The 23,031-nt window shown below is 63.8% G+C and carries 17 protein-coding genes; 2 read left to right on the top strand and 15 right to left on the bottom strand.

Going from position 1 to position 23,031, the window contains the following annotated elements; all coding sequences use genetic code 11:
* Positions 1-26 precede the first annotated feature (26 nt).
* Both dbpA and mdtD read right to left on the bottom strand, forming a co-directional pair.
* Complete coding sequence (gene dbpA, locus ACN8M7_RS03735; protein ID WP_490259806.1) at positions 27-1,403, bottom strand: ATP-dependent RNA helicase DbpA; 1,377 nt, start codon at positions 1,401-1,403, stop codon at positions 27-29.
* Between the two features lie 49 nt (positions 1,404-1,452).
* Complete coding sequence (gene mdtD / locus ACN8M7_RS03730; protein ID WP_061238493.1) at positions 1,453-2,874, bottom strand: multidrug transporter subunit MdtD; 1,422 nt, start codon at positions 2,872-2,874, stop codon at positions 1,453-1,455.
* 132 nt (positions 2,875-3,006) lie between these two features.
* Here mdtD and torT point away from each other — a divergent pair, with 132 nt between their 5' ends.
* Complete coding sequence (gene torT / locus ACN8M7_RS03725) at positions 3,007-4,026, top strand: TMAO reductase system periplasmic protein TorT (RefSeq protein ID WP_490259805.1); 1,020 nt, start codon at positions 3,007-3,009, stop codon at positions 4,024-4,026.
* On the opposite strand, the gene betA is transcribed toward torT, so the two are convergent.
* From betA to ACN8M7_RS03685, 8 genes are all read right to left on the bottom strand, one after another.
* On the bottom strand, positions 4,015-5,721 hold the full coding sequence (betA, locus tag ACN8M7_RS03720; RefSeq protein WP_490259804.1) for a choline dehydrogenase: 1,707 nt from the start codon (positions 5,719-5,721) through the stop codon (positions 4,015-4,017). The two genes, torT and betA, sit on opposite strands and share 12 nt — an antisense overlap.
* A 104-nt stretch (positions 5,722-5,825) precedes the next feature.
* Complete coding sequence (gene betB / locus ACN8M7_RS03715) at positions 5,826-7,298, bottom strand: betaine-aldehyde dehydrogenase (RefSeq protein WP_490259803.1); 1,473 nt, start codon at positions 7,296-7,298, stop codon at positions 5,826-5,828.
* Positions 7,299-7,468: 170 nt separating this feature from the next.
* Entirely contained in the window at positions 7,469-8,062 is a 594-nt protein-coding gene (gene betI, locus ACN8M7_RS03710; RefSeq protein ID WP_490259802.1) for a transcriptional regulator BetI, read from the bottom strand.
* Between the two features lie 135 nt (positions 8,063-8,197).
* Entirely contained in the window at positions 8,198-9,049 is an 852-nt protein-coding gene (locus tag ACN8M7_RS03705) for a glycine betaine ABC transporter substrate-binding protein (RefSeq protein ID WP_490259801.1), read from the bottom strand.
* A gap of 206 nt (positions 9,050-9,255) precedes the next feature.
* A complete protein-coding gene (locus ACN8M7_RS03700; RefSeq protein ID WP_061238487.1) occupies positions 9,256-10,200 on the bottom strand; it encodes a choline ABC transporter substrate-binding protein in 945 nt (314 codons plus the stop codon).
* Positions 10,201-10,229: 29 nt separating this feature from the next.
* Complete coding sequence (locus tag ACN8M7_RS03695; protein ID WP_061238486.1) at positions 10,230-11,108, bottom strand: ABC transporter permease; 879 nt, start codon at positions 11,106-11,108, stop codon at positions 10,230-10,232.
* On the bottom strand, positions 11,101-12,306 hold the full coding sequence (locus ACN8M7_RS03690; protein WP_061238485.1) for a quaternary amine ABC transporter ATP-binding protein: 1,206 nt from the start codon (positions 12,304-12,306) through the stop codon (positions 11,101-11,103). The genes ACN8M7_RS03695 and ACN8M7_RS03690 overlap by 8 nt, the downstream gene beginning before the upstream one ends.
* Positions 12,307-13,262: 956 nt before the next feature.
* Positions 13,263-14,162 carry a glycine betaine ABC transporter substrate-binding protein gene (locus ACN8M7_RS03685; RefSeq protein WP_490259800.1) on the bottom strand — a complete coding sequence of 300 codons (900 nt, stop codon included), beginning with the start codon at positions 14,160-14,162 and terminating at the stop codon, positions 13,263-13,265.
* 630 nt (positions 14,163-14,792) lie between these two features.
* Between ACN8M7_RS03685 and gbdR the strand changes: the two genes are divergently transcribed.
* Complete coding sequence (gene gbdR, locus ACN8M7_RS03680) at positions 14,793-15,887, top strand: choline metabolism transcriptional regulator GbdR (RefSeq protein WP_490259799.1); 1,095 nt, start codon at positions 14,793-14,795, stop codon at positions 15,885-15,887.
* A gap of 183 nt (positions 15,888-16,070) precedes the next feature.
* Here gbdR and ACN8M7_RS03675 read toward each other — a convergent pair whose 3' ends face one another.
* The 5 genes from ACN8M7_RS03675 to dgcA form a co-directional block, all read right to left on the bottom strand.
* Positions 16,071-16,322, bottom strand: a complete 252-nt coding sequence (locus tag ACN8M7_RS03675; protein ID WP_061238482.1) for a hypothetical protein — start codon at positions 16,320-16,322, stop codon at positions 16,071-16,073.
* 224 nt (positions 16,323-16,546) lie between these two features.
* A complete protein-coding gene (gene etfB / locus ACN8M7_RS03670) occupies positions 16,547-17,320 on the bottom strand; it encodes an electron transfer flavoprotein subunit beta (protein WP_061238481.1) in 774 nt (257 codons plus the stop codon).
* 101 nt (positions 17,321-17,421) lie between these two features.
* Positions 17,422-18,654 carry an electron transfer flavoprotein subunit alpha gene (gene etfA / locus ACN8M7_RS03665; RefSeq protein ID WP_061238480.1) on the bottom strand — a complete coding sequence of 411 codons (1,233 nt, stop codon included), beginning with the start codon at positions 18,652-18,654 and terminating at the stop codon, positions 17,422-17,424.
* 115 nt (positions 18,655-18,769) lie between these two features.
* Positions 18,770-20,731: a dimethylglycine demethylation protein DgcB gene (gene dgcB / locus ACN8M7_RS03660; RefSeq protein WP_490259798.1), complete on the bottom strand. Its 1,962-nt coding sequence runs from the start codon at positions 20,729-20,731 to the stop codon at positions 18,770-18,772.
* Between the two features lie 159 nt (positions 20,732-20,890).
* Complete coding sequence (gene dgcA, locus ACN8M7_RS03655) at positions 20,891-22,951, bottom strand: dimethylglycine demethylation protein DgcA (protein ID WP_061238478.1); 2,061 nt, start codon at positions 22,949-22,951, stop codon at positions 20,891-20,893.
* Between the last annotated feature and the right edge of the window lie 80 nt (positions 22,952-23,031).

Below are 23,031 nucleotides of genomic sequence, written 5' to 3'. Positions count from 1 at the left end.
AGGCCGTTTGAGTCTTTATATCAGCCTTACAATAGACGCACACGCAAAGTTCTACCCTTGATTTTTCCTTCGCTCAGGCGCTTCAGCGCGTGGCGCGCAACGTCGCGCTGCACGGCGACGAACGCCTGGTAATCGAACAGGGCGATCTTGCCCACCTGGTCGCCGGCAATGCCGGCATCGCCGGTCAGGGCTCCGAGGATATCGCCGGGGCGCAGCTTCTCCTTGCGCCCGGCGCCGATGCACAGCGTATGCATCGGCGGCAGCAGCGGCTCGCCGCCCGCCTTGGCTTGCGGCAGCGGGTACCAGGCCAGCTCCCGGCCTTGCAGCGTTTCGATGGCCTGGGCACGACTCGCTTCGGACGGTGCCACCAGGCTCAGCGCCAGGCCTTTCTCGCCGGCGCGGCCACTGCGGCCGATACGGTGGATGTGCACCTCGGCATCACGCGACAGCTCGACGTTGATCACCATCTCCAGCCCGGCGATGTCCAGGCCGCGCGCGGCCACGTCGGTGGCCACCAGCACGCTGAGGCTGCGGTTGGCGAACAGGGCGAGGATCTGGTCGCGCTCGCGTTGCTCCAGATCGCCATGCAGGGCCGCAGCGGAAATCTTCTCGGCTTCCAGTTGCGCGGCCAGTTCATCGCACTGCTGGCGCGTGGCGCAGAAGGCCACCACCGGCTGCTTGCGGAAATGCCGCAGCAGGGTGCTGACCGCCTCCAGGCGTTGGCCGGGGGCGATCTCGTAGAAACGCTGTTCGATCTGCCCGTCGTCGTGCTGGGCCTCGACCTCGATCCGCTCCGGGCTACGCAGGAAGCGTGCAGCGAGTTGCTCGATGCTGCTTGGGTAGGTGGCGGAGAACAGCAGGGTCTGCCGGCGTGCCGGGGTCTGCTGGATGATTTCGCTGATGCTGTCGATGAAGCCCATGTCGAGCATGCGGTCGGCTTCGTCGAGTACCAGGGTATTGAGACCGTCGACTTTCAGCGTGCCCTTGCGCAGGTGTTCCTGCACCCGTCCCGGCGTGCCGACGATGACGTGGGCGCCATGCTCCAGCGAGCCGATCTGCGGCCCGAAGGGCACGCCACCGCAGAGGGTGAGTATCTTGATGTTGTCGGCGGCGCGGGCCAGGCGGCGCAGTTCCTTGGCCACCTGGTCGGCCAGTTCCCGCGTCGGGCACAGCACCAGCGCCTGGCAACCGAAAAAGCGCGGGTTGAGCGGGTGCAGCAGGCCGATGCCGAAGGCTGCAGTCTTGCCGCTGCCGGTCTTGGCCTGGGCAATCAGGTCGCGGCCCTTGAGGATCAGCGGCAGGCTGGCAGCCTGGATGGGGGTCATCTCGGCATAGCCAATGGCGGCGAGGTTGGCCTGCATGGCGGCAGAGAGGGGCAGGCTGGCGAAGGCGGTAGCGGTCACGGCAAGTGCTCGGGGGTGACGAAACAGGGCGGCAGTGTAGCAGGCTGGCTCATTCGTCCGCTGAAACCTCGATATTGCGGCTGCCACGGCCCTCGTTCGCATCCAGTTGCAGGAAGATCGCCGCCGCCAGCATCGACAGCAAACCGACGCACAGGTAGGTGGCCTGGAATGCCTGCAGCACATGCTCATGGTCGCCTAGCTCACGGCTGAAACCACTGAGCAGCGCAGCTGCCGAGGCAACGCCAAGGCCCATCGCCAGTTGCACCACGACCGACAGCAGGCTGTTGCCGCTGCTGGCGTCGCGGTTGTCCAGATCGATCAGGGTCACGGTGTTCATCGCGGTAAATTGCAGCGAATTGCAGGCGCCGATCAGGCTCAGCTGGATGACCAGTTGCAGCGTCGAGCTCTCGGCATCGACCAGGGCCAGACTGGCGATCAGGGCGCCGAGCAGCAGGGTGTTGCTGGTGAGGATGTTGCGGTAGCCGAGGCGTTCGATCAGCGGCCTGGCCAGCGGTTTGGCGGCCATGGCGGCCAGCGCCAGAGGGATCAGGCTCATGCCGGCCTGGGCCGGCGAATAGCCCATCGCCAGTTGCAACAGCAACGGCGTGAGAAAGGGCAGTGCTCCGCTGCCCAGACGGGCGAACAGGTTGCCGATGATGCCCACGGCGAAGCTGCGCGTGTGGAACAGCCTGGGGGCGAACAGGGGGTGTTCGATACGCCCGGCGCGCAGCCAGTAGGCGGCCAGGCAGGCCATGCCGCCGAGCAGCAACAGCACCACGCGCATGGTTGGCAGGTGCAGTTCGCCAAGCCCTTCCAGCGCCACGGTGATCAGCAGCATGGCGGCGCCGAACAGCAGGAAACCGGCTGTATCGAAACGACTGCGCTCCGGCCCGCGCAGGTCCGGCATATGCCGCAACGCCGCCCAGCAACCGAGCAGTCCCACCGGCAGGTTGATCAGGAAGATCCAGTGCCAGCTGGCCACTTCCACCAGCCAGCCGCCGAGGCTCGGGCCGATCAGCGGGCCGAGCAGGCCGGGCAGGGTGATGAAACTCATGATTCGCACCAGCTCCGAGCGCGGATAGGCACGCAGCACCACCAGGCGCCCGACGGGCATCATCAGGGCGCCGCCAAGACCCTGGATGACACGCGCGGCGATCAGCATGCTGAGCGACCCCGACAGCGCGCAGAGCAGCGAGCCGAGGCTGAACAGGGCAATGGCACCGAAAAAGATGCGCCGCGTGCCGAAACGGTCGGCGATCCAGCCCGAGGCAGGAATCAGCAGGGCTACGGTGAGCATGTAGGCGATCACCACCGACTGCATGCGCAGCGGGTCTTCGCCGAGATCGCCGGCCATGGCCGGCAGTGCGGTATTGAGGATGGTGCCGTCCAGCGTCTGCATGAAGAAGGCGATGGCGACGATCCAGGGCAGCAGGCGGGCGGTGCGTGGGTCAAGCAGGCTGGGGTTGGTCATGCTGTTCTCATGGTCTGTGCGATTCACTCTAGGCTGACGGCTCGGCTGCGGCAACTGCGGCAGGCGCGAGTCAACGGCAGTGCTACGCTGGATTGACTGGCACATTGCCCCGCAAGGGCTAAGGATGGCTTCATGCGCTGGTTCTCTTTGTGGCTTTCGCTGGCCTGCCAGTCACTGCTGGCTGCCGAGTGGTTTCCGTATCCGGTGCGTGCCGATGGCCGCCTGCTGGATTACCGGCCTCTGCCAGTGGCCAGTCAGCCCTGGCGCATCTGCGCGCTACTGCCTCATGGCAAGGATCGTTACTGGTGGGGCGTGGCCTGGGGCCTGGATCAGGAGGCCAGCCGTCTGGGCGTGCGCCTGGGCATCTATGAGGCGGGTGGTTACGAGCATGCCGATGTGCAGGTGCAGCAGTTCGAGCATTGCGTGGCCGAGGGTGCCGATGCCTTCGTCGTCGCCAGTATCAACACCTATGACCTGTGCCACGCGGCAGAAGTGCAGATCAAGGCCGGGCGGCCAGTGATCGACCTGGTCAATCGTCTGGAATGCCCGAGGCTCAGCGCACATTCGCGGGTCGACTTCGCCGACATGGCGCGTACCACGCTCGAGTACCTGGTGCGCGCCAGCGGCGGTCGGCCGATTCAGGTCGGCTGGCTACCGGGGCCGGCCGATGCCGGTTGGGTGCAGGATGCCGAGCGTGGCCTGCGCGATGCCTTGCGCGGAACCCAGGTGACCCTGGCACATGGCGGCTATGGTCCGGTGGACCGCAGCCGGCAGGCGCAACTGGCGCGCGAGCTGTTCAAGCAGCATCCGCATCTCGATTACCTGATCGCCAATGCCGAAGCGGCGGCCTTTGCCGCACAGCTGGTGCGCAATGTCGGCTCCAAGACGCAAGTGCTGTCGCTGTACGCCAGCGAGCGTGTGCTGGAGCAGATTCGCGAGGGACAGGTGCTGGCCGCGCCGACCGACTCACCGGTGATTCAGGCGCGTATCGCGCTGGATCTGGCCGTACGTGCTTTGCAGGGCGAGAAACTGCCGCGCCTGGCGAGCCCGCAGATCGAAATGCTCGACGCGGGCTCATTGGATCGCTTCGATCTCGGCCGGCTGATGCCGCCCGAGGGGCACTGGATGATCCGCCAGGAGTTACCCGACTAAGCGGTCTTCCAGGCTGCGCAGCGGCGTGCCGCGAACCGGGCGTTCGCCAGCGACGAAGTAGGGCGCGGTGCTGCGTGGCAATGGCTGGCGACCGCGAATTCGGTCGGCGATCTTCTCGGCCATCATGATGGTGGTGGCGTTGAGGTTGCCGGTGATGATCTCCGGCATGATCGACGCATCCACCACGCGTAGCCCTTGCAGACCGTGCACTCGGCCCTGGCCATCGACTACCGCCATGTCGTCCTCACCCATCTTGCATGAGCAGGAAGGGTGGAAGGCGGTCTCTGCATGCTCGCGGATGAAGGCATCCAGTTCGGCGTCGCTCTGCACATGCGCACCAGGGCTGATTTCACGGCCACGGTAAGGATCGAGTGCCGGCTGCGCCATGATCTCGCGGGTAAGACGAATGCCGTCGCGGAACTCCTGCCAGTCCTGTTCGGCGCTCATGTAGTTGAACAGGATGCTCGGATGCTGACGCGGATCCTTGGACTTGAGCTGCACACGCCCACGGCTGGGCGAGCGCATCGAGCCGACGTGAGCCTGGAAACCGTGCTCGTTCACCGCGTTGCTGCCGTTGTAGTTGATCGCTACCGGCAGGAAGTGGAACTGGATATTGGGCCAGGTGAACTCCGCTCGGGTGCGGATGAAGCCACCGGCTTCGAACTGGTTGCTGGCGCCGATGCCTTCGCCGGCGAACAACCATTTGGCACCGATGCCCGGCTGGTTGAGCAGCTTGAGCGCCGGGTACAGCGACACCGGCTGGGTGCAGGCGTACTGCAGGTACATTTCCAGATGATCCTGCAGGTTCTGGCCGACGCCAGGCAGTGCATGCACCAGCGGGATCTCCAGCTCGCGCAGCAGCGCAGCGGGGCCGACGCCGGAGCGCTGCAGAATTTGCGGCGAGGCGATGGCGCCCGCGCACAGCAGCACTTCGCGACGGGCACGCGCCTCGCTGGCATCGTTCGAGTTGCCGATCAGATAGCTGACGCCGCTGGCGCGCTTGCCATCGAAGAGGATGCGGTCAGTGGTGGCGTGGGTGACGATGGTCAGGTTGGGGCGGGCCCGGGCCTGGTCCAGATAGCCGCGAGCCGTGCTGGCGCGGCGACCCTCCGGCGTCACGGTGCGGTCCATCGGGCCGAAACCTTCCTGCTGATAGCCGTTGAGGTCATCGGTACGCGGGTAGCCGGCCTGCACGCCGGCCTCGACCATGGCGTGGAACAGCGGGTTGTTGCCGGCCTTGGGCGTGGTCACGCTGACCGGGCCGTCGCCGCCGTGGTAATCGTTGGGGCCGATGTCACGGGTTTCCGCCTTGCGGAAGTACGGCAGGCAGTCCAGGTAGGTCCAGTCCTCCAGGCCCTTGGCCGTGGCCCAGTTGTCGAAGTCCAGTGCGTTGCCGCGGATGTAGCACATGCCGTTGATCAGCGACGAGCCGCCCAGGCCCTTGCCGCGTCCGCACTCCATGCGCCGGTTGTTCATGTACGGCTCGGGGTCGGTCTCGTAGGCCCAGTTGTAGCGCCGGCCCTGCAGCGGAAAGGCCAGTGCGGCGGGCATCTGGGTGCGGAAATCCAGGCGGTAGTCGGGGCCGCCGGCTTCCAGCAGCAGCACGCTGACATCTGCGTCTTCGCTCAGACGGGTGGCCAGGACGTTGCCGGCCGAACCGGCGCCGATGATGATGTAGTCGAATTCCTGGGTCATGGCTCCTCCTGTTGCCCGGCTGCGAGCCGGGAAAACCTGGATGAATGTCCCCGGATTGCATCCGGGCTACGAGGCGGCGCTTTTTGTAGGAGCGGCGTTTGCGGTCAGAACACCGAGGCGTAGTCGCCCATTTCCAACTGCACCGACTTGATACGGGTGTAGTGGCCGAGGGTGACCAGGCCGTTCTCGCGGCCGACGCCGGACTGCTTGTAGCCGCCCACTGGCATTTCGGCCGGCGACTCGCCCCAGGTGTTGATCCAGCAGATGCCGGCTTCCAGCTTGTGGATAACCCGGTGCGCGCGGTTGAGGTCGCGGGTCACCACGCCAGCGGCCAGTCCGTAGTCGGTGTCGTTGGCGCGGCGGATCGCTTCCTCTTCGTCGTCGTAGATGAGGATGCTCATCACCGGGCCAAAGATTTCCTCGCGCACGATGGTCATGTCGTCCCGGCAATCGGTGAACACGGTGGGGGCAACGTAGGCGCCATTGGCGTAGTCGCCATCGGTGACGCGCGTGCCGCCGATCAGCAGGCGCGCGCCTTCGCTGCGGCCCTTGTCGATGTAACCGAGCACGCTCTCCATGTGCGCGAAGCTCACCAGCGGACCGAAGTTGGTGGCGTCATCCAGCGGGTTGCCGAGGCGGATGCGCTTGACCCGATCCAGTACCTTGGCTTCGAAACGCGCCTGCAGCATGCGCGGCACGAACACGCGGGTGCCGTTGGTGCACACCTGGCCGGAACTGTAGAAGTTGGCCATCACCGCGATGTCGGCGGCGCGGTCCAGGTCGGCGTCTTCGAAGACGATCAGCGGCGATTTGCCGCCCAGCTCCATGGTCACTTCCTTGAGGCTGGAGCTGGAGGCGCTGGCCATCACCTTCTTGCCGGTGACGGTGCCGCCGGTGAAGGAAATCTTCTCGATGCCCGGATGCTCGGTCAGCCACTGGCCAACTTCGCGGCCGCTGCCGGTCAGTACGTTGAACACACCGGCGGGCAGGCCGGCCTCGGTGTAGATCTCGGCAAGTTTCAGTGCGCTCAGCGAGGTCACTTCGCTGGGCTTGAAGATCATCGCGTTGCCGGCGGCCAGGGCTGGCGCGGACTTCCACAGGGCGATCTGGATCGGGTAGTTCCAGGCGCCGATGCCTGCGACCACGCCCAGTGGCTCGCGACGGGTATAGACGAAGGAGGTTTCGCGCAGCGGGATCTGCTCGCCCTCGATGGCCGGAATCAGGCCGGCGTAATACTCGAGCACGTCGGCGCCGGTGACGATATCGACGTAGCGCGTTTCCGAGAGCGGCTTGCCGGTGTCGAGGGTTTCCAGCTCGGCCAGCTCATCGTTGCGTTCACGCAGGATATCCACCGCCTTGCGCAGGATGCGTGAGCGCTGCATGGCCGTCATCGCCGCCCACACTTTTTGCCCTTCGCTGGCACTGGCTACCGCATGGTCGACATCGGCCTGGCTGGCGCGCTGCACCTTGGCCAGTACTTCACCGGTGGTCGGGTTGATGCTGTCGAAGGTTTCTCCACTGCTGGCGGCGACGTACTGGCCACCGATGTACAGCTGCTGTTCGGCGAAACGGGGCATGGGCTGTCCTCTGAACTCGGTCAATCTGCTTGGAGAACAGCCTATTTTATTTAAATTGAACGATCAATCAATAAAAACGACAGGGCGCAGCCAATCACGACATGGCCGCATGGCTGTCACGGGGCGTGAGTCAGATCGAGCGGCGGGGCTCACCCGCCTGCATGACGGAATTAGCCGGCCGCCTTGGCCAACTGCAGGTCGAGGTAGTCATAGGCGATGCGGCGCGCCTGGGCTGTATCGAAGGTTTCGCCGGACAGCGCACCGCGCAGCCACAGGCCGTCGATCAGCGAGGCCAGGCCGCGCGCGGCGAGGCGCGCCTGATCCTGCGGCAGGGTGCGGCGAAACTGGCCGCAGAGGTTGGAGTACAGGCGGTGGTCGTTGACCCGCTGCAGCCGGCGCAACGCGGGCTGGTGCATGCTGCTGGCCCAGAACGCCAGCCAGGTCTTCATCGCCGGGCCGCTGACCTGGCTGTCATCGAAGTTGCCGTCGATCATCGTGCGCAGATGGGCGCGTGGGCTGTCATCGGTCATGCCCTGGCGCCGCTCGGCCACGGCATCGCGTAGCGCCTGCATCAGGTGGCGCATGGTAGCCTCGAGCAGGCCGTTCTTGTCCTTGAAGTAGTGGCTGATGATGCCGTTGGAGACACCGGCCAGGCGGGCGATGTAGGCGATGCTGGCGTCGGCCATGCCGACCTGGTCGACGGCTTCCAGGGTGGCGGCGATCAATTGCGAACGACGAATGGGCTGCATGCCGACCTTGGGCATGGGGCTCTCCATGGGGAACAGGAGGGCGCAGTCTAGGCGGACTTTGATCGCCTGATCAATTAAACAGAGTGACCCGGCAGGCGCCAGAAACGAAAAAGCGGGCCGTAGCCCGCTTCGTCTTGAGCGTGGATTAGCTTATTTCAGCCACTCGGCAACGCGATCCGGGTTCTTGGCGATCCAGTCCTTGGCGGCCTGGTCCGGCTTGGCGCCTTCGCGAATGGCCAGCATGACCGAGCCCACTTCTTCACCGCTCCAGGAGATCTTGCTGAGGAAGGCGGCAGCGTCGGCAGCCTTGGTCTTCAGATCAGGGTTGGCCACGGTGTCGACGTGTTCGTCATCACCGAAGACTTTCTTCGGATCTTCCAGGAAGCGCAGTTTCCATTTGGCGAACATCCAGTGCGGAATCCAACCGGTGACCACGATCGGCTTCTGGCCTTTCTCGGCGCGGGTCAGGGCGGTAGCCATGGCCGGACCGGAGCTCGGCATCAGCTTGATGCTGGCCAGGCTGTATTCCTTGATGGCCTCTTCGGTGCGGCGCATCACACCAGCGCCGGCGTCGATACCGGTGATCTTGCCGTCGAAGTCCTTGGCGTATTTCTCCAGGTCTTCGATGCTCTTGGCTTGCACGTAGTCCGGCACGATCAGGCCGATCTTGGCGCCAGCGTAGTTGGTGCCGAGGATTTCCACCTTGTCCTTGAGTTTCTCGTAGTACTCACCGTGGGTGGCGGGCAGCCAGGCGGAGAGGGTGGCGTCGAGGTCGCCGCGGGCCACGCCCTGCCACATGATGGCGGGTTCGACCGGCTTCAGCTCGACCGTGTAGCCGAGTTTGCTTTGCAGAATTTCCCCGGCGACGTGGGTGACGGCGACGCTGTCATCCCAGCCGTTGACGTAGCCGATCTTCAGAGTGGGTTTGTCGGCGGCCATAGTGCTGCCGATGCCGATGGCCAGGGCGGCAGCGCCGAGGCAGAGGTGTTTGAGTACGCGCATGTTTGTTGTGCTCCGTCAGTTGAGTGGCAGTTGCAAAATCATTGACTGGCTCGTTCTCATTGCGGGCCTTGCGAAACCGTATTGCGCAGCAGATTGCCGGTTCGCGCGCAAGGTCTCCCCGTCACGACCCATGGGCCGCTAGCGTTAAGCGAGGAGGTTTCCGGGCTCGAACCCTGGGGTGCGAGCCCGAATTGGGTCGCGGCCTGTTACAGCCCGACGTGTTTCTTCACGGCGGCGACGCCGTCCTGACCGTCGAAGGTGGTCACACCGCTCAGCCACTGGTCGAGGATCGCCGGGTTGGCCTTGATCCACTCCTTGGCGACGCTCTGCGGGTTTTCCTTCTCCAGTACCTTTTCCATCAGCTGGCTTTCGATATCGACGGTGAACTGCAGGTTGTTCAGCAGCTTGCCGACGTTCTCGCAGCGGGCTTCATAGTCCGGCGGTACCACGGTGTAGACCTTGGCTGCGCCGTAGTCTGGGCCGAACACATCGTCACCACCGGACAGGTAGGTGATGTCGTACTGGGTGTTCATCGGGTGCGGTGCCCAGCCGAGGAACACGACCGGTTCCTTCTTCTTGATCGCGCGCGACACCTGAACCAGCATGCCGGCTTCGCTGGACTCGACCATGCGGAAGCTGCCGAGGTCGAACTGGTTGTTCTTGATCATGCCGTCGATCAGCAGGTTGCCGTCGTTACCCGGTTCGATGCCGTAGATCTTGCCGCCGAGCTGATCCTTGAACTTGGCGATGTCCTGGAAGCTTTTGAGGCCAGCTTCGGCGGCGTAGGTCGGTACTGCCAGGGTGTACTTGGCGCCTTCGAGGTTGGCTTTTTCCAGCACCTTGACGCCGCCGTCCTTGAGGAAGGGCTCGATCACCGAGTCCATCGACGGCGCCCAGTAGCCGAGGAAGGCGTCGATCTGGCCGTTCTTCACGCCGGTGAACGCAATGGGTACCGAGGCCATGATCTTGCGCGGCTGGTAGCCCAGGCCTTCGGCCAGGGTCATGGCCACGCCAGTGGTGGCGGCGATGTCGGCCCAGCCGATCTCGGCGAAACGCACTTGCTTGCAGCTCTCCGGCTCTGCGGCCATGGCGCCCTGAATCATTGCGCACGACAGCAGGCCGATGGCGGCGGTGGTCTTGAACGATTTCATCTGCGGTTCCCTGTGAAGTGAAAAAGTATTTATTGGCGCTGCAGTTTGCCGCTGAACCAGGCGAACACGCCGCGCTTGGCGGTCTGCTTGGTGCCGAAACTTTCGGTGATGCGGTCGAGGATGATCGCCAGCAACACCACGGCCATGCCGCTTTCGAAGCCTAGACCGATATCCAGACGCTGGATACTCGCCAATACATCGTTACCGAGGCCGCCTGCACCGACCATCGAGGCGATGATCACCATCGACAGGGCCATCATGATGGTCTGGTTGACCCCGGCCATGATCGACGGCATGGCGTTGGGCAGCTGTACCTTGAACAGCAACTGGCGGCTGGTGCAGCCAAAGGACTGGCCGGCTTCGACGATTTCCTTGTTCACCTGGCGAATCCCCAGACTGGTCAGGCGTACCGCTGGCGGCATGGCGAAGATCACCGTGGCGATGATGCCGGGCACGCGACCGAGGCCGAACAGCATTGCCGCCGGAATCAGGTAGACGAACGCCGGCATGGTCTGCATGAAGTCGAGGATCGGCCGGATGATGGTTGCCACGCGTTCGCTCTTGGCTGCCCAGATGCCGAGCGGGATGCCCAGCAGCAGGCTGATCAGCGTCGAGGAGAAGGTCAGGCCGAGGGTTACCACCGTCTGTTCCCAGAAGCCGGTCATGACGATGAGGATGAAGGCTACCGCGGTGAAGACGGCGAAGCGCGCACCGATACGCCACAGGCCGAGCGCGACGAAGATGGCGATGAGCAGCCAGGCTGGTGGCAGCATCAACAGGCTTTCGATGGCTTCGGAGAAGCCGCTGACTACCTTGCCGATGCTGTCGAAGGCGCCGCTGTAGTTGTCCAGCAGATGCTGTACGACGTCATTTACCCAGCTGCCCAGGTCGAGTTTCTTGTCATTCATGGGATTCCCCCTGCAGTCGGGTCAGCAGGCGGCCCTTGCTGATAGCGCCGCAGTAGTGGCCTTCGGCGTCAACCACCGGAATCGGCCCCTCGTTGTCCACGAGGCGAGTGATGACGTCTTCCAGAGGCATGTCCTCCGGTACCGGAACGACCTGTTTGAGCGCCGCGTTGTTCAGCGGTACTGACTCGTCACCGTCGACCATCAGGGCGATCTTCTCCAGGCTGATGGAGCCCTGGAAGTTGTTCTGCTCGTCGACGATGAAGGCGTAGTGCTTGTCCAGCGCCTGCAGCTCCTTGCAGATCTTCGCCGCGTCCGGCGCCATGCCGTTGTAGACGTAGGTCGGTACGCTGTCGGCCTTGAGCTGGCCGGCGGTGAGGTAGCGGCTGGTGTCGACGGTATCGAAGAAGTTGCGCACGTATTCGTTCGCCGGCTTCTCGATCAATTCCTGCGGGGTGCCGACCTGGATCAGCTTGCCGCCTTCCATGATGCCGATGCGGGTGCCGATGCGCATGGCCTCTTCGATGTCGTGGGAGACGAAGATGATGGTGCGGCGATGGGTCTTCTGCAGCTCCAGCAGCACGTCCTGCATCTCACGGCGCTTGAGCGGGTCGAGAGCGGAGAAGGCCTCGTCCATGATGATCATCGACGGGTTCACCGTCAGCGCACGGGCCAGGCCGACACGCTGCTGCATGCCGCCGGAGAGTTCGTGCGGATACTTGTGGGCGAAGGTGTCCAGGCCGACCTGCTTGAGCACTTCCATGGCGCGCTTTTCACGCTCCTTGCGACCGCTTCCCGCTACCTCCAGACCGAAGGCGGCGTTGTCCAGCACGGTGCGCGAGGGCATCAGGGCGAAGGACTGGAAAACCATGCTCATGTCGCGGCGGCGCAGGTCGATCAGTTGCGACTGCGGCAGCTTGGCCACGTTCTGGCCATCGATGTAGACGTCACCGGCGCTGGGCTCGACCAGGCGGTTGATCAGGCGGATCAGGGTGGATTTGCCAGAGCCGGACAGGCCCATGAGTACGAAGATTTCGCCCTCTTCGACACTGAACGATACATCGCTGACACCGATTACGGCGCCTTTCTCGGCCAGAATCCTTTCCTTGCTCCAGCCTTCCTTGAGCAGCTCGATGGCTTCTTGTGGGTTAGAGCCGAAAACCTTGTACAGGTGTTCGACCACGATCTTTCCAGACTGCATGGGACGTTTCCCCTTCAATCGGCATCCAGTGGGCGCTGGCACGGCTGGGCACGCATCATCGAAGCGTAGAACAGCGGTGGCAGACCTCTGATTTTTGTGGGTGTTTTCTGAAAGTCGAGGTTGGCGAACGTTTCGCTGCGCTGGCGGGTGCCGACACTCGGGCACGTCCGGACGACACGCTGACGGTTGCAGTTGCAGGCCATCGCGCCGTTGAATCGTGTAGGTGAGTGATCATTGCCTTGCCGTGCTGCAAACCGCTTCCAAACCCTCTGGCAGTGTTTCGAAATCCAGTCCGTTGGAGGTTCATGTTCCATCCTGGAACATGCGTACATCCGAAATTTCTTGTTCGGCCGGCGCCCGTGGTGGTGGGCCAGCGCTTATCTGTTCTTCGGTCTGGGGTTGTGGGGCCCCAGTCTGCCGCTCCTCTGCAGGAGTCGGCAGCGACGTCATCGGCTGACTCAACGATATAGCCTTGGAGCCTGCGCAATTGTCGGTTTGCGACTCTGACATGTTGGGCGACGACATGGGGCTGACCGCTGCGTGTTTGCCGTTTTTTCCCCGTTATCGAGTTGTCGATGTGGGGGCTGTTCCACGGTTCTTGAATCCTTCTCTGAATGAGGTTTCGCTTGAGTGGTGCGGCGCACGCGTTAAAAACCTTAACAGACTTTTTTACCCTCAGGTCAACCCTGAAAGCCGCGTGCGGCGCGGTTTTGCGCGTGTTGGGCGGGCTGCAGGCGCCGTTTTACGGGGGCTGCGCTTGTGTTGAAAAAAATTGACAGCAGTGCGTCGAAAAAGATCGTTTTGCGTCGAAAAGGTTTGCGTGCCGGTCGATTGGGAGCGGCAGCGGATGCGATCGCCAGCTGGGTGGGGCGTTGTCGGCTAAGGTCGTGATTTATTTGGCGATATGTCTGGAGTTTGCGGATTTTTAGTTGTTTTTATTGATTTTTATGTGAATTTCATTCGCTGCGTTTGTTCACGCCCACGAGCCAGCTGTTGACCATTTCGGGATTCTTGTTCATCCACTTCTTGGCCACGCGCCGCCGGTTGGTGTTGCCCTCGAGTACGCTGCTCATCAACTGGTTTTCCGCGGCAATGGTGAAGGTCATATTGCGAAACAGCTGGGCCAGGTTGGGGCAGTCGTTGGCGAAGCCGCCACGAGCGACGGTGTTGACCTGGGCGGCGCCATAGTTGGGGCCGAAATACTTGTCGCCGCCGGAGAGGTAGAACATCTTCAGGCGATCGTTCATCGGGTGTGGTTCCCAGCCGAGGAAGACGGCAGAACGGCCCATCTGCTGGGCGCGTTCGACATGGTTAAGCATGCCTTTCTCGCTGCTTTCCACCAGGGTGAAGTCACGCAAGCCGAACACATTCTCGCGGATCATGGTCTTGACCATGCCGTTGCCCTCATTGCCAGGCTCGATGCCGAATATCTGGCCGCCCAGCTCGTCCTTGAAGCGATGGATGTCGGCGAAGTCCTGCAGGCCGGCTTTGTACGCAGGCTCGAGCACGGCGAGGGTGTAACGCACGGTGGGCAGATTGGTTTGCAGTTTCTCGATGCGGCCGCTTTGCAGGTGGGGGTCTACCAGCTGGGCCTGCGCCGGCATCCAGTTGCCAAGGAAAACATCGACGTTGCCGTGGGCGAGGGCTTGATAGGTTTCCGGAAGCGACAGGCGCTTCACCTGGGTGCGATAGCCCAGGTCAGTCAGCACCAGCCGGGCGACGGCAGTCGTCATGGTGATATCGGTCCAGCCGACGTCGGCGAGAGTGATCAGCTCACAGCGTTCGGCTTCGGCGGCCTGCAGACTTGATCCGTAAAGGACGCCAAATGCGAGTAGCCAATGAGCGAGTCGGTTCATGGATCACACCTGCCTGTTCGTAGAGAGGAATTCGGTTGCTGACTAGAAAGCAAATGGCGGGCCGCTTGCATCGTGAAAAGCGACTTCCACATGCCCAGGCTGGCCGTGCCTCGTTCATTGCCTATTTCCGCTCTCGGTCGAGGTGGGTGTCGGCGCGGCTGCCGGCAAGTTGGCGACCGCTTTACGGCGCTGCTTCCGTCTGCCAGTGCCGGGACAAGCGGTTGAGAATCGTCCTTTTCAAGGCGAAGCGCATTTGATCCAGGCTGGGGCGAGAGACGTTTTTCTCGCCAGCTTTTGGTGCGCTCGAATCTTGCCCAGGGCTGCAGTTTAGAGCGGCTGTTACCGCCCATCCGTTACTGCTTCTGGTCCTCTGTGTAGGGGGTATGCTCAGCAGTGCTACCGAAATGCACAGAGCCCCTTGAGAGCGGGCTTCCTGGATAATTTGCAGGTACTGTGCAGAGGCTTGGAAAGCCCGGGTGGCTTGGGCATGTTTTTTTATTGAAGGACTGATCAAATTCGGCATGGGCTTTGCCTGAGGAACATGACCAGCTGGTCGCGAACCAGCGCCATAACAAAACTACGACCCGCCATCGGCGGGTCGAAACCGTGCTTAGCGTGAGGGTTTCATCAATGTCGCAGTTCAACCAAGGGGCACAACCCCAGAACCGTGTCGCCCAGTCCATCGGCTTCTTGCTCCTGGACAACTTTACCCTGATTTCCCTCGCTTCGGCGGTGGAACCCCTGCGCATGGCCAATCAGCTTTCAGGCAAGGAACTGTATCGCTGGCACACCCTCACTCATGACGGCCTGCCGGTCTGTGCCAGTGATGGCTTGCAGATCACCCCGGACGCCGCCATGCAAAAAGCTCCGGCATTGGATGCGGTGATCGTCTGCGGCGGTGTGGACATCCAGCACAGCGTCAAGCGCGAGCACGTCAGCTGGCTGCAGCTTCAGGCGCGGCAGGGCCGTCAGCTCGGTGCCGTGTGCACCGGTAGCTGGGCGCTGGCCAAGGCCGGTCTGCTCGATGGCTACGACTGTAGCGTGCACTGGGAGTGTCTGGCCTCGATGCAGGAAGCCTTCCCGCGTGCAGCCATCACCACCCGTCTGTTCTCCATCGATCGCAATCGCAATACCTCCTCCGGCGGTACCGCGCCGATGGACATGATGCTGCACCTGATCGCCCAGCAGCACGGCCGTGAACTGGCTGCCGGCATCTCCGAGATGTTCATCTACGAACGCATTCGTAACGAGCAGGATCACCAGCGTGTGCCGCTCAAGCACATGCTTGGCAGCAACCAGCCGAAGCTGCAGGAAATCGTCGCGCTGATGGAAGCCAATCTGGAGGAGCCGATCGACCTCGACGAACTGGCCTGCTTCGTCGACATTTCGCGTCGTCAGCTCGAGCGCCTGTTCCAGAAATACCTGCACTGCTCTCCGTCGCGCTACTACCTGAAGCTGCGCCTGATCCGTGCGCGCCAACTGCTCAAGCAGACCAGCATGTCGATCATCGAGGTGGCTTCGGTCTGTGGCTTCGTATCGACCCCGCACTTCTCCAAGTGCTACCGCGAGTACTTCGGCATTCCGCCGCGTGATGAGCGTGCTGGCCAGCAGGGCAACAACCTGGTGGTGCTGCTGCCGATTCCCGATCAGCAGGTCAATTCCAGTGCCGTGTTGGCGCTCAGTCGTGCGCAGGGCGAGTCGACTTTTGCCAGTGTGCGTATCTGAGTCGAACGATGATGAAAACGGGGCGCCACTGGCGCCCCGTTTTCATTGTGGAAGGTGATTCATGAGTGCTCAGCTTCACTTCAGGGAGCGGCCCCGCTGCGAAGCAAGCGCCACTGCAACCTTGTGACCTCAAGTCGGTACAGAGCCGCTTGGCTGACTCGGTGTATATGCCGCTGGCGTCTGTCAGGCGGGCTTCGGCACCAGTGCCGGCAACAGATGGCGGCTGATGGCCTCACGCACGTTCGGCAGCAGGGTGGCGCTACCTCCGAGCAGCTCTTCCACCAGGCGGCGCAGGGCCACGGCGCGTTCGCTGCTGAGACCGCTGACGGCCAGCTCGCAAGCCTGCTCCGGCGAGGAACCCGGCGGAATGCTCAGACCCAGCGCCACCAGGCGCTCGCGGAAATCTTCCTGGTCGATAAGATCGGCATGCATCATGGTCGTGCTCCTTATGGCAAGGCAGGCGATTAAACACTTGGGCGAAACCAGCGGCGTGCTGACCCATGTGGCTTCGCAGAACAGGCGAGTGGCACTCGCAGTCGCGGACGAGAGCTTGATAGTACCCGCTTCGCTCGCTCCCGGACATTCGCTGGTGCCAGCCGTGAACGGTGATCAGCCAGACTGGCTGCGATCACCGCCCAACGGCTGGCCGAGCCCACCTGTTAGCGCAGTACGCCTTCTTCGACCAGTAGCTTGAAGATAGCTTCCGCGCCGTCCTGCGGCGAGACATCCTTGAGGACCTGACCGCCACCACCACTGGCCTTGGCCGTGGCGGCTTTCATGCGTTCAGCGCCGGTCTTGGCCTTGATCACCTTGAGGCGTTTGGGCCGTGGCTTGGCCGGTTGCAGGCTGGCCTCGGCCAGCAGCACATCGTCCACCACCGTGACCTCGTGCGCTTCGATCTGGCCGCGTCGTGCCGGGCCGAACGCGCTCTGACGGGCGACCGGGGCGGCGTTGTCGACGCTGGCGACACAGGGCAGGCGGACCTTGAGGCGACGTCGCTGGCCACGTGGCAGCGCCTGCAGCACATGGGCCACGCCGTTCTCGACCTTTTCCACGGCAGCCAGGCCGACCACCATCGGCCAGCCCAGGCGTTCGGCCAGCAGGAACGGCAACATGCCGGAGCCTTCGCCGGTTTCCGCCTGGCTACCGGTGAGCACCAGCTGGGTGCGGCTGCCTTGCAGGTAATCCACCAGCAGCGGCAGGGCATCGGCGCCTTCCGGCTGTTCCAGCACGTCGAGCTGTTCCAGGCCCATGCCCAGGTAGCCGCGCAAGGCTTCGGACTGTGGGTCGCCGGCGTGCAGCAATTGCAGGTTCTGCCCGGCCAGGCGCAGGCCGAGTTCAACCGCGCGGGCATCCTGCTCGGCGCGGCGCGCACGGGCGGAGGTCGGGTGCGCGCCGACCGAGACCAGGGCGACGATATTCAGATCAGTCATTTGGGCAACCTCGAGCCGTGGGGGCGGCATTCGCCGCGATATGGCCGTACGCGCAATCTGTCGCGGCTGAAGCCCCTCCCACGAGGGCGTATTTGTGAGGATTAGGCTGCTTCACGCTTGCCCTCCTGGCGCCAGGCGGCGACTCGCTCCATCAGCGCCTGAAGGATGGCCGCCGAGTCCCCGATCACTGACAGGTCGGCGCGTTTGATCATGTCGCAGCCGGGATCCATGTTCACCGCCACTACCTTGTCGCAGGCGCCGATGCCCTGCAGGTGCTGGATGGCGCCGGAAATGCCGACGGCCAGGTAGACGCGAGCGGTGACCCAGGTGCCGGTGGCGCCGACCTGGCGGTTGCGCGGCATGAAGCCGTCGTCGACCGCCACGCGCGAGGCACCTTCGGTGGCGCCGAGGGCGACTGCGGCCTGGTGGAACAGGTCCCAATCCTTCACCCCGTTGCCGCCGGAGAGGATGAACTCCGCTTCGGCCATGGGGATCTGCGCCGGGTCCACGGCCACCGGGCCGAGATCTTCGATGCGAGGCAGGCTGTGGGCGACCTTCTCGGCCAGCTCCAGCGGCCGGGCTTCATGCCGGGTTTCGCTGACGGGCTCGGCGCATTCGGCAGCGGCCAGAATCAGCCGCGGCAGTGCGCGTTGAATATCCTGCTGGCCACTGCCTGCGCGGCCGATGACCTGCTCGCCGGCGACCTGCCAGACGCGGGTGGCCGGACGCTCACCCAGCTTGGCGGCCAGGCGACGGCCCAGCTCGCCGCCGCCGGTGCGGCTGTCGGGCAGCAACCAGTGACGCGGCGCCAGTTGGCTTTCCACGGCGCTCAGCGCCAGTACGCGAGCTTCCGGAGCGTAGCCGTCGAAGGCATCGCCGGTGATGCGCAGCAGGCGGTCGACGCCAGCCGTGTCGAAGGCACTTTCCTTGTCCTCGCCGAATACCACGGCCGCCACGGCGCCGCCTTCGCCGGCCAGCTTGTGGGCCAGGCCGAGCAGGTCCTTGTCATGACTGGACAGGCGACCGCCGACCATGTCCGGCACCACGCAGATCAGGAAGGCCGGTTGCTCGACGACGTGCAGCGGCAGCTGGACCTCGACGCTGGCGCTACTGCGTTTGCCGGCGGTGCCCTGCTGGGCGCCGCTGCGATCGATGCGCTTGAGGCCGGCCGGGCCGATGAAGCCAGCGGCAATGGCGTGCGGGTTCTTGCGCAGGATGCCGTTGGGGCCCATCCAGCTGGTCTGATTCTGGCTCTGCATGGCTGCGTGCAGCGGATGCAGGCGGTTACGGGCGATCCACTCGGCACGTGGGTCGCGGCGAATGATGTCGCTCATTGCATGACCTCCAGAATGAGTGCAGGCGCGGCCGTGAAGGAGAGCTGCAGGGCGGAGGCGCAATACCGCTCAGCCGCTTCTGCAGGGTAGCTCGCATGGCGCAGGGACAGATTCATCATTGCGCCTCCGCCACTTCGCGCTTGGCGTTCGGCCGTTTGGCCGCTACCTCGGTGGCTTCGATCAACACTTCGGCCACCAGCTCGGCGATGTCCTTGATTTCCGGTCGCGGTGCGACCACGCCTTCGAGCATCGCGGTGCACTGCGGGCAACCTACGGCCACCAGTTCGGCACCGGTTTCCTTGATGTCGACCATGCGCATGTCGGGGATCCGCTGCTTGCCAGGGATGTCGGTGATCGGCGCGCCGCCACCGCCGCCGCAGCAGCGTGAACGGAAGCCGGAACGCTCCATCTCCTTGACCTCGATGCCGATGGCCTTGAGTACCGCGCGGGGCGCTTCATACTCGCCGTTGTAGCGGCCGAGGTAGCACGGGTCGTGATAGGTCACGCTGGTGGCCTTGCTCTGACCGACGTTGAGCGAGCCCTTGCGTACCAGTTCTTCGATGAAGGTGCTGTGGTGCAGGACCTGGTAGTTGCCGCCGAGCGCGCCGTATTCGTTCTTCAGCACGTGGAAGCTGTGCGGGTCGCAGCTGACGATGCGTTTGAAGCTGTACTTGGCCAGGGTGGCGATGTTGCGTTTGGCCAGGTGCTGGAAGGTCGCTTCGTCACCCAGGCGACGCGCCACGTCACCGCTGTCGCGCTCTTCCAGGCCGAGTACGGCGAAGTCGACGTCGGCCGCCTTGAGGATCTTCACGAAGGCGCGCAGGGTGCGCTGGTTGCGCATGTCGAAGGCGCCATCACCGACCCAGAACAGGACGTCGGTCTCTTTCTTGTCGGCGAGCAGCGGCAGGTTCAGGTCGGCCGCCCAGTTCAGACGACCGCCCGGATTGAAGCCGCCCGGGTTGTCGGTGGCGATCAGGTTGTCCAGTACCTCGGCACCCTTGTTCGGAGTGGCGCCCTTTTCCAGGGTCAGATGGCGGCGCATGTCGACGATGGCATCGACGTGCTCGATCATCATCGGGCATTCCTCGACGCAGGCGCGGCAGGTGGTGCACGACCAGAGGGTCTCGGCGTCGACCAGGGCTTTGCCGCCCAGGTCGACGATGGGCTGGTGCGGACCGCCGCTGTGTTCGCCCAGCGGTTTGCCTGGGTAGGGGCTGCCGGCGAACTTGGCGTCGTTGCCACCGGCCAGGCCGATGACCATGTCCTGAATCAGCTTCTTCGGGTTCAGCGGCTGGCCGGCGGCGAAGGCCGGGCACATGGCCTCGCACTTGCCGCACTGCACGCAGGCGTCGAAGCCGAGCAACTGGTTCCAGGTGAAGTCGGTGGGTTTTTCCACGCCCAGCGGTGCTTTCGGGTCGTCCAGGTCGAGGGCTTTCAGGCCGGTTGAGCGACCGCCGCCGAAACGCTCGGCGCGGCGGTGCCAGGCCAGGTGCAGGGCGCCGGCGAAGGCGTGCTTCATCGGCCCGCCCCAGGTCATGCCGAAGAACAGCTCGGATACGCCCCAGGCCACGCCAACGGCGAGGATGATCGCCATTACCCAGCCACCGAAGTTCTCGGGGAGGATGCCGGCCACCGGCAGTGTGGCGATGAAGAAGCTGGCGGCGAACATCAGCAGGCTTTTCGGCAGGCGCATCCACGGGCCTTTCGACAGCCGCGCTGGCGGGTCGAGGCGACGCTTGGCGACGAACAGGGCGCCGACGAACATCAGTACCGTGGCCGCCAGCAGGGCGAAGCCGAGGATGCGGTTATGCAGGCCGAAACCGTGCACGACGATGGCCAGTACCGCTGCCAGGACGAAACCACCGGCGGTGGCCACGTGGGTCTTGGACATGTACTTGTCGCGCTCGACCACGTGGTGCAGGTCCACCAGGTAGCGATTCGGCATTTTCAGCAGGCCGCCGATCCAGTCGACCTTGGCGGGACGACCGCGACGCCACATCAGGAAGCGCTTCAAAGCGCCCAGCACGGCCAGTGCCAGGGCAGCGAAGAGCAAAATGGGAAGAATGGTTTGCAGCATGAGCGTTGGTCTCCGTTGATCGTTGCCACGCCGCGCGTTGCAACGATTCGCCGGACGCTATGCGTCCGGCGCGTGTGACGCAGAGCGTCACGAGTCGGGGGGTCCCACACGGGCGGTTCGACGCCTCGATGTGGGAACCATCAGTCGACCGTTGTCAGATCAGAAGTCCTTGCACAGGCGCAAGGCGTCGTAGATCGCCGCGTGGGTATTGCGCTGGGCCACGCAGTCACCGATGCGGAACAGCAGGTAACCGTCGCCCGCCTCGGACAGGCAGGGTTGCGGCTTGATCGCGAACAGTGCCTCGACGTCGATCTGACCCTTGTTGCGCGAGCCTTCCTTGAGGGCGTAGTACAGCGATTCGTCAGGACGTACGCCGTTCTCCACCACCACCTGGTCGACCACGCGCTCTTCCTTGGCGCCGGTGTATTCGTTCTCCAGTACGGCGACCAGCTTGTCGCCTTCACGGTAGACCTTCTCCAGCATCAGGTCGCCGGTCATGATGACTTCTTTCGGGTACAGGCTGCGGTAGTAGGTCGGGAAGCTGGTGCCGCCGATGGCCACGCCCGGCTTGATGTCGTCGGTGACGATCTCCACCTGTGCGCCCTTGTCAGCGAGGAAGTCGGCTGCGGACATACCGGTGAATTCGCAGATGGTGTCGTACACCAGTACGTTCTTGCCCGGTGCGACCTTGCCCGAAAGCACGTCCCAGCTGCTCACTACCAGGCCTTCGTCTGCGCCCCAGTGTTCGTTCTGCTCGAGGAACGGATGACCGCCATTGGCCAGTACCACGATGTCCGGACGCAGGTCGAGGATGCTCGCCTCGTCGGCACCGGTGCCCAGGCGCAGGTCGATGCCCAGACGCGCCAATTCCAGCTGGTACCAGCGAGTGATACCGGCGATCTGATCGCGCTGAGGTGCCTTGGAGGCCAGGGTGATCTGGCCGCCCAGTTGTTCCTGCTTCTCGAACAGGGTCACGTCGTGGCCACGTTCTGCGGCGACGCGGGCTGCCTCCATACCGGCCGGGCCACCACCGACGATCACGACCTTGCGCTTGACGCCGGTGGTTTTCTCGATGATGTGCGGCACGCCCATGTATTCACGGCTGGTGGCGGCGTTCTGGATGCACAGCACGTCCAGGCCCTGGTACTGGCGGTCAATGCAGTAGTTGGCGCCGACGCACTGCTTGATCTGGTCGATCTGGCCCATCTTGATCTTGGCGATCAGGTGCGGGTCAGCGATGTGCGCGCGGGTCATGCCGACCATGTCCACGTAGCCACCTTCGAGGATGCGCGTGGCCTGGTTCGGGTCCTTGATGTTCTGTGCGTGCAGCACTGGAACCTTGACCACTTCCTTGATGCCGGCCGCCAGGTGCAGGAAAGGCTCCGGCGGGAAGCTCATGTTCGGAATGACGTTGGCCAGGGTGTTGTGGGTGTCGCAGCCGGAACCGACCACGCCGAGGAAATCGAGCATGCCGGTGGCGTCGTAGTAGGCGGCGATCTGCTTCATGTCCTCATGGGACAGGCCGTCCGGGTGGAATTCGTCACCGGTGATGCGCATGCCCACGCAGAAGTCGTCGCCGACTTCGGCGCGCACGGCCTTGAGCACTTCCAGGCCGAACTTCATGCGGCCCTCGAAGGTGCCGCCCCATTCGTCGGTACGCTTGTTCACGCGCGGCGACCAGAACTGGTCGATCAGGTGCTGGTGCACGGCAGACAGTTCGACGCCGTCCAGGCCACCCTCTTTGGCGCGACGTGCGGCCTGGGCGTAGTTGCCGATGATGCGCCAGATTTCCTCGACCTCGATGGTCTTGCAGGTGGCGCGGTGTACCGGCTCGCGGACGCCAGACGGCGACATCAGGGTCGGCCAGTTGAAACCGTCCCAGCGCGAGCGGCGGCCCATGTGGGTAATCTGGATCATGATCTTGGCGCCGTGCTTGTGCATGGCGTCAGCGAGATTCTGGAAGTGCGGGATGATGCGGTCGGTGGACAGGTTGACCGAGCTCCACCACTCCTGCGGGCTGTCGATGGCAACCACGGACGAGCCGCCGCAGATGGCCAGGCCGATACCGCCTTTGGCTTTCTCTTCGTAGTATTTGACGTAGCGCTCGGTGGTCATGCCGCCATCGGTGGCGTAGACCTCGGCGTGCGCAGTGGAGAGCACGCGGTTGCGGATCGTCAGTTTGCCGATTTGAATCGGCTGGAACATTGCTTCAAAAGCCATTGCGGCACCCTCACGGAAAAGCGGCCTGGGGTCTTCTTGTCGAGAGGTGCTTCAGTACGGCGAAGCCCTCCCTCCTACCT

The sequence above is a fragment of the Pseudomonas spartinae genome, assembly GCF_965197125.1.
Taxonomy (GTDB): Bacteria; Pseudomonadota; Gammaproteobacteria; order Pseudomonadales; family Pseudomonadaceae; genus Aquipseudomonas; species Aquipseudomonas composti_A.
Note: the sequence above shows the minus strand (reverse complement) of the source record. Positions and strands in the feature narration are given on the sequence as shown.

Bases quoted from the DNA above. Each gene is read 5' to 3' on its own strand.
- mdtD (WP_061238493.1), bottom strand. From the start codon at position 2,874: ATGACCAACCCCAGCCTGCTTGACCCACGCACCGCCCGCCTGCTGCCC.
- torT (WP_490259805.1), top strand. From the start codon at position 3,007: ATGCGCTGGTTCTCTTTGTGGCTTTCGCTGGCCTGCCAGTCACTGCTG.
- betA (WP_490259804.1), bottom strand. From the start codon at position 5,721: ATGACCCAGGAATTCGACTACATCATCATCGGCGCCGGTTCGGCCGGC.
- betB (WP_490259803.1), bottom strand. From the start codon at position 7,298: ATGCCCCGTTTCGCCGAACAGCAGCTGTACATCGGTGGCCAGTACGTC.
- betI (WP_490259802.1), bottom strand. From the start codon at position 8,062: ATGCCCAAGGTCGGCATGCAGCCCATTCGTCGTTCGCAATTGATCGCC.
- ACN8M7_RS03705 (WP_490259801.1), bottom strand. From the start codon at position 9,049: ATGCGCGTACTCAAACACCTCTGCCTCGGCGCTGCCGCCCTGGCCATC.
- ACN8M7_RS03700 (WP_061238487.1), bottom strand. From the start codon at position 10,200: ATGAAATCGTTCAAGACCACCGCCGCCATCGGCCTGCTGTCGTGCGCA.
- ACN8M7_RS03695 (WP_061238486.1), bottom strand. From the start codon at position 11,108: ATGAATGACAAGAAACTCGACCTGGGCAGCTGGGTAAATGACGTCGTA.
- ACN8M7_RS03690 (WP_061238485.1), bottom strand. From the start codon at position 12,306: ATGCAGTCTGGAAAGATCGTGGTCGAACACCTGTACAAGGTTTTCGGC.
- ACN8M7_RS03685 (WP_490259800.1), bottom strand. From the start codon at position 14,162: ATGAACCGACTCGCTCATTGGCTACTCGCATTTGGCGTCCTTTACGGA.
- gbdR (WP_490259799.1), top strand. From the start codon at position 14,793: ATGTCGCAGTTCAACCAAGGGGCACAACCCCAGAACCGTGTCGCCCAG.
- ACN8M7_RS03675 (WP_061238482.1), bottom strand. From the start codon at position 16,322: ATGATGCATGCCGATCTTATCGACCAGGAAGATTTCCGCGAGCGCCTG.
- etfB (WP_061238481.1), bottom strand. From the start codon at position 17,320: ATGACTGATCTGAATATCGTCGCCCTGGTCTCGGTCGGCGCGCACCCG.
- etfA (WP_061238480.1), bottom strand. From the start codon at position 18,654: ATGAGCGACATCATTCGCCGCGACCCACGTGCCGAGTGGATCGCCCGT.
- dgcB (WP_490259798.1), bottom strand. From the start codon at position 20,731: ATGCTGCAAACCATTCTTCCCATTTTGCTCTTCGCTGCCCTGGCACTG.
- dgcA (WP_061238478.1), bottom strand. From the start codon at position 22,951: ATGGCTTTTGAAGCAATGTTCCAGCCGATTCAAATCGGCAAACTGACG.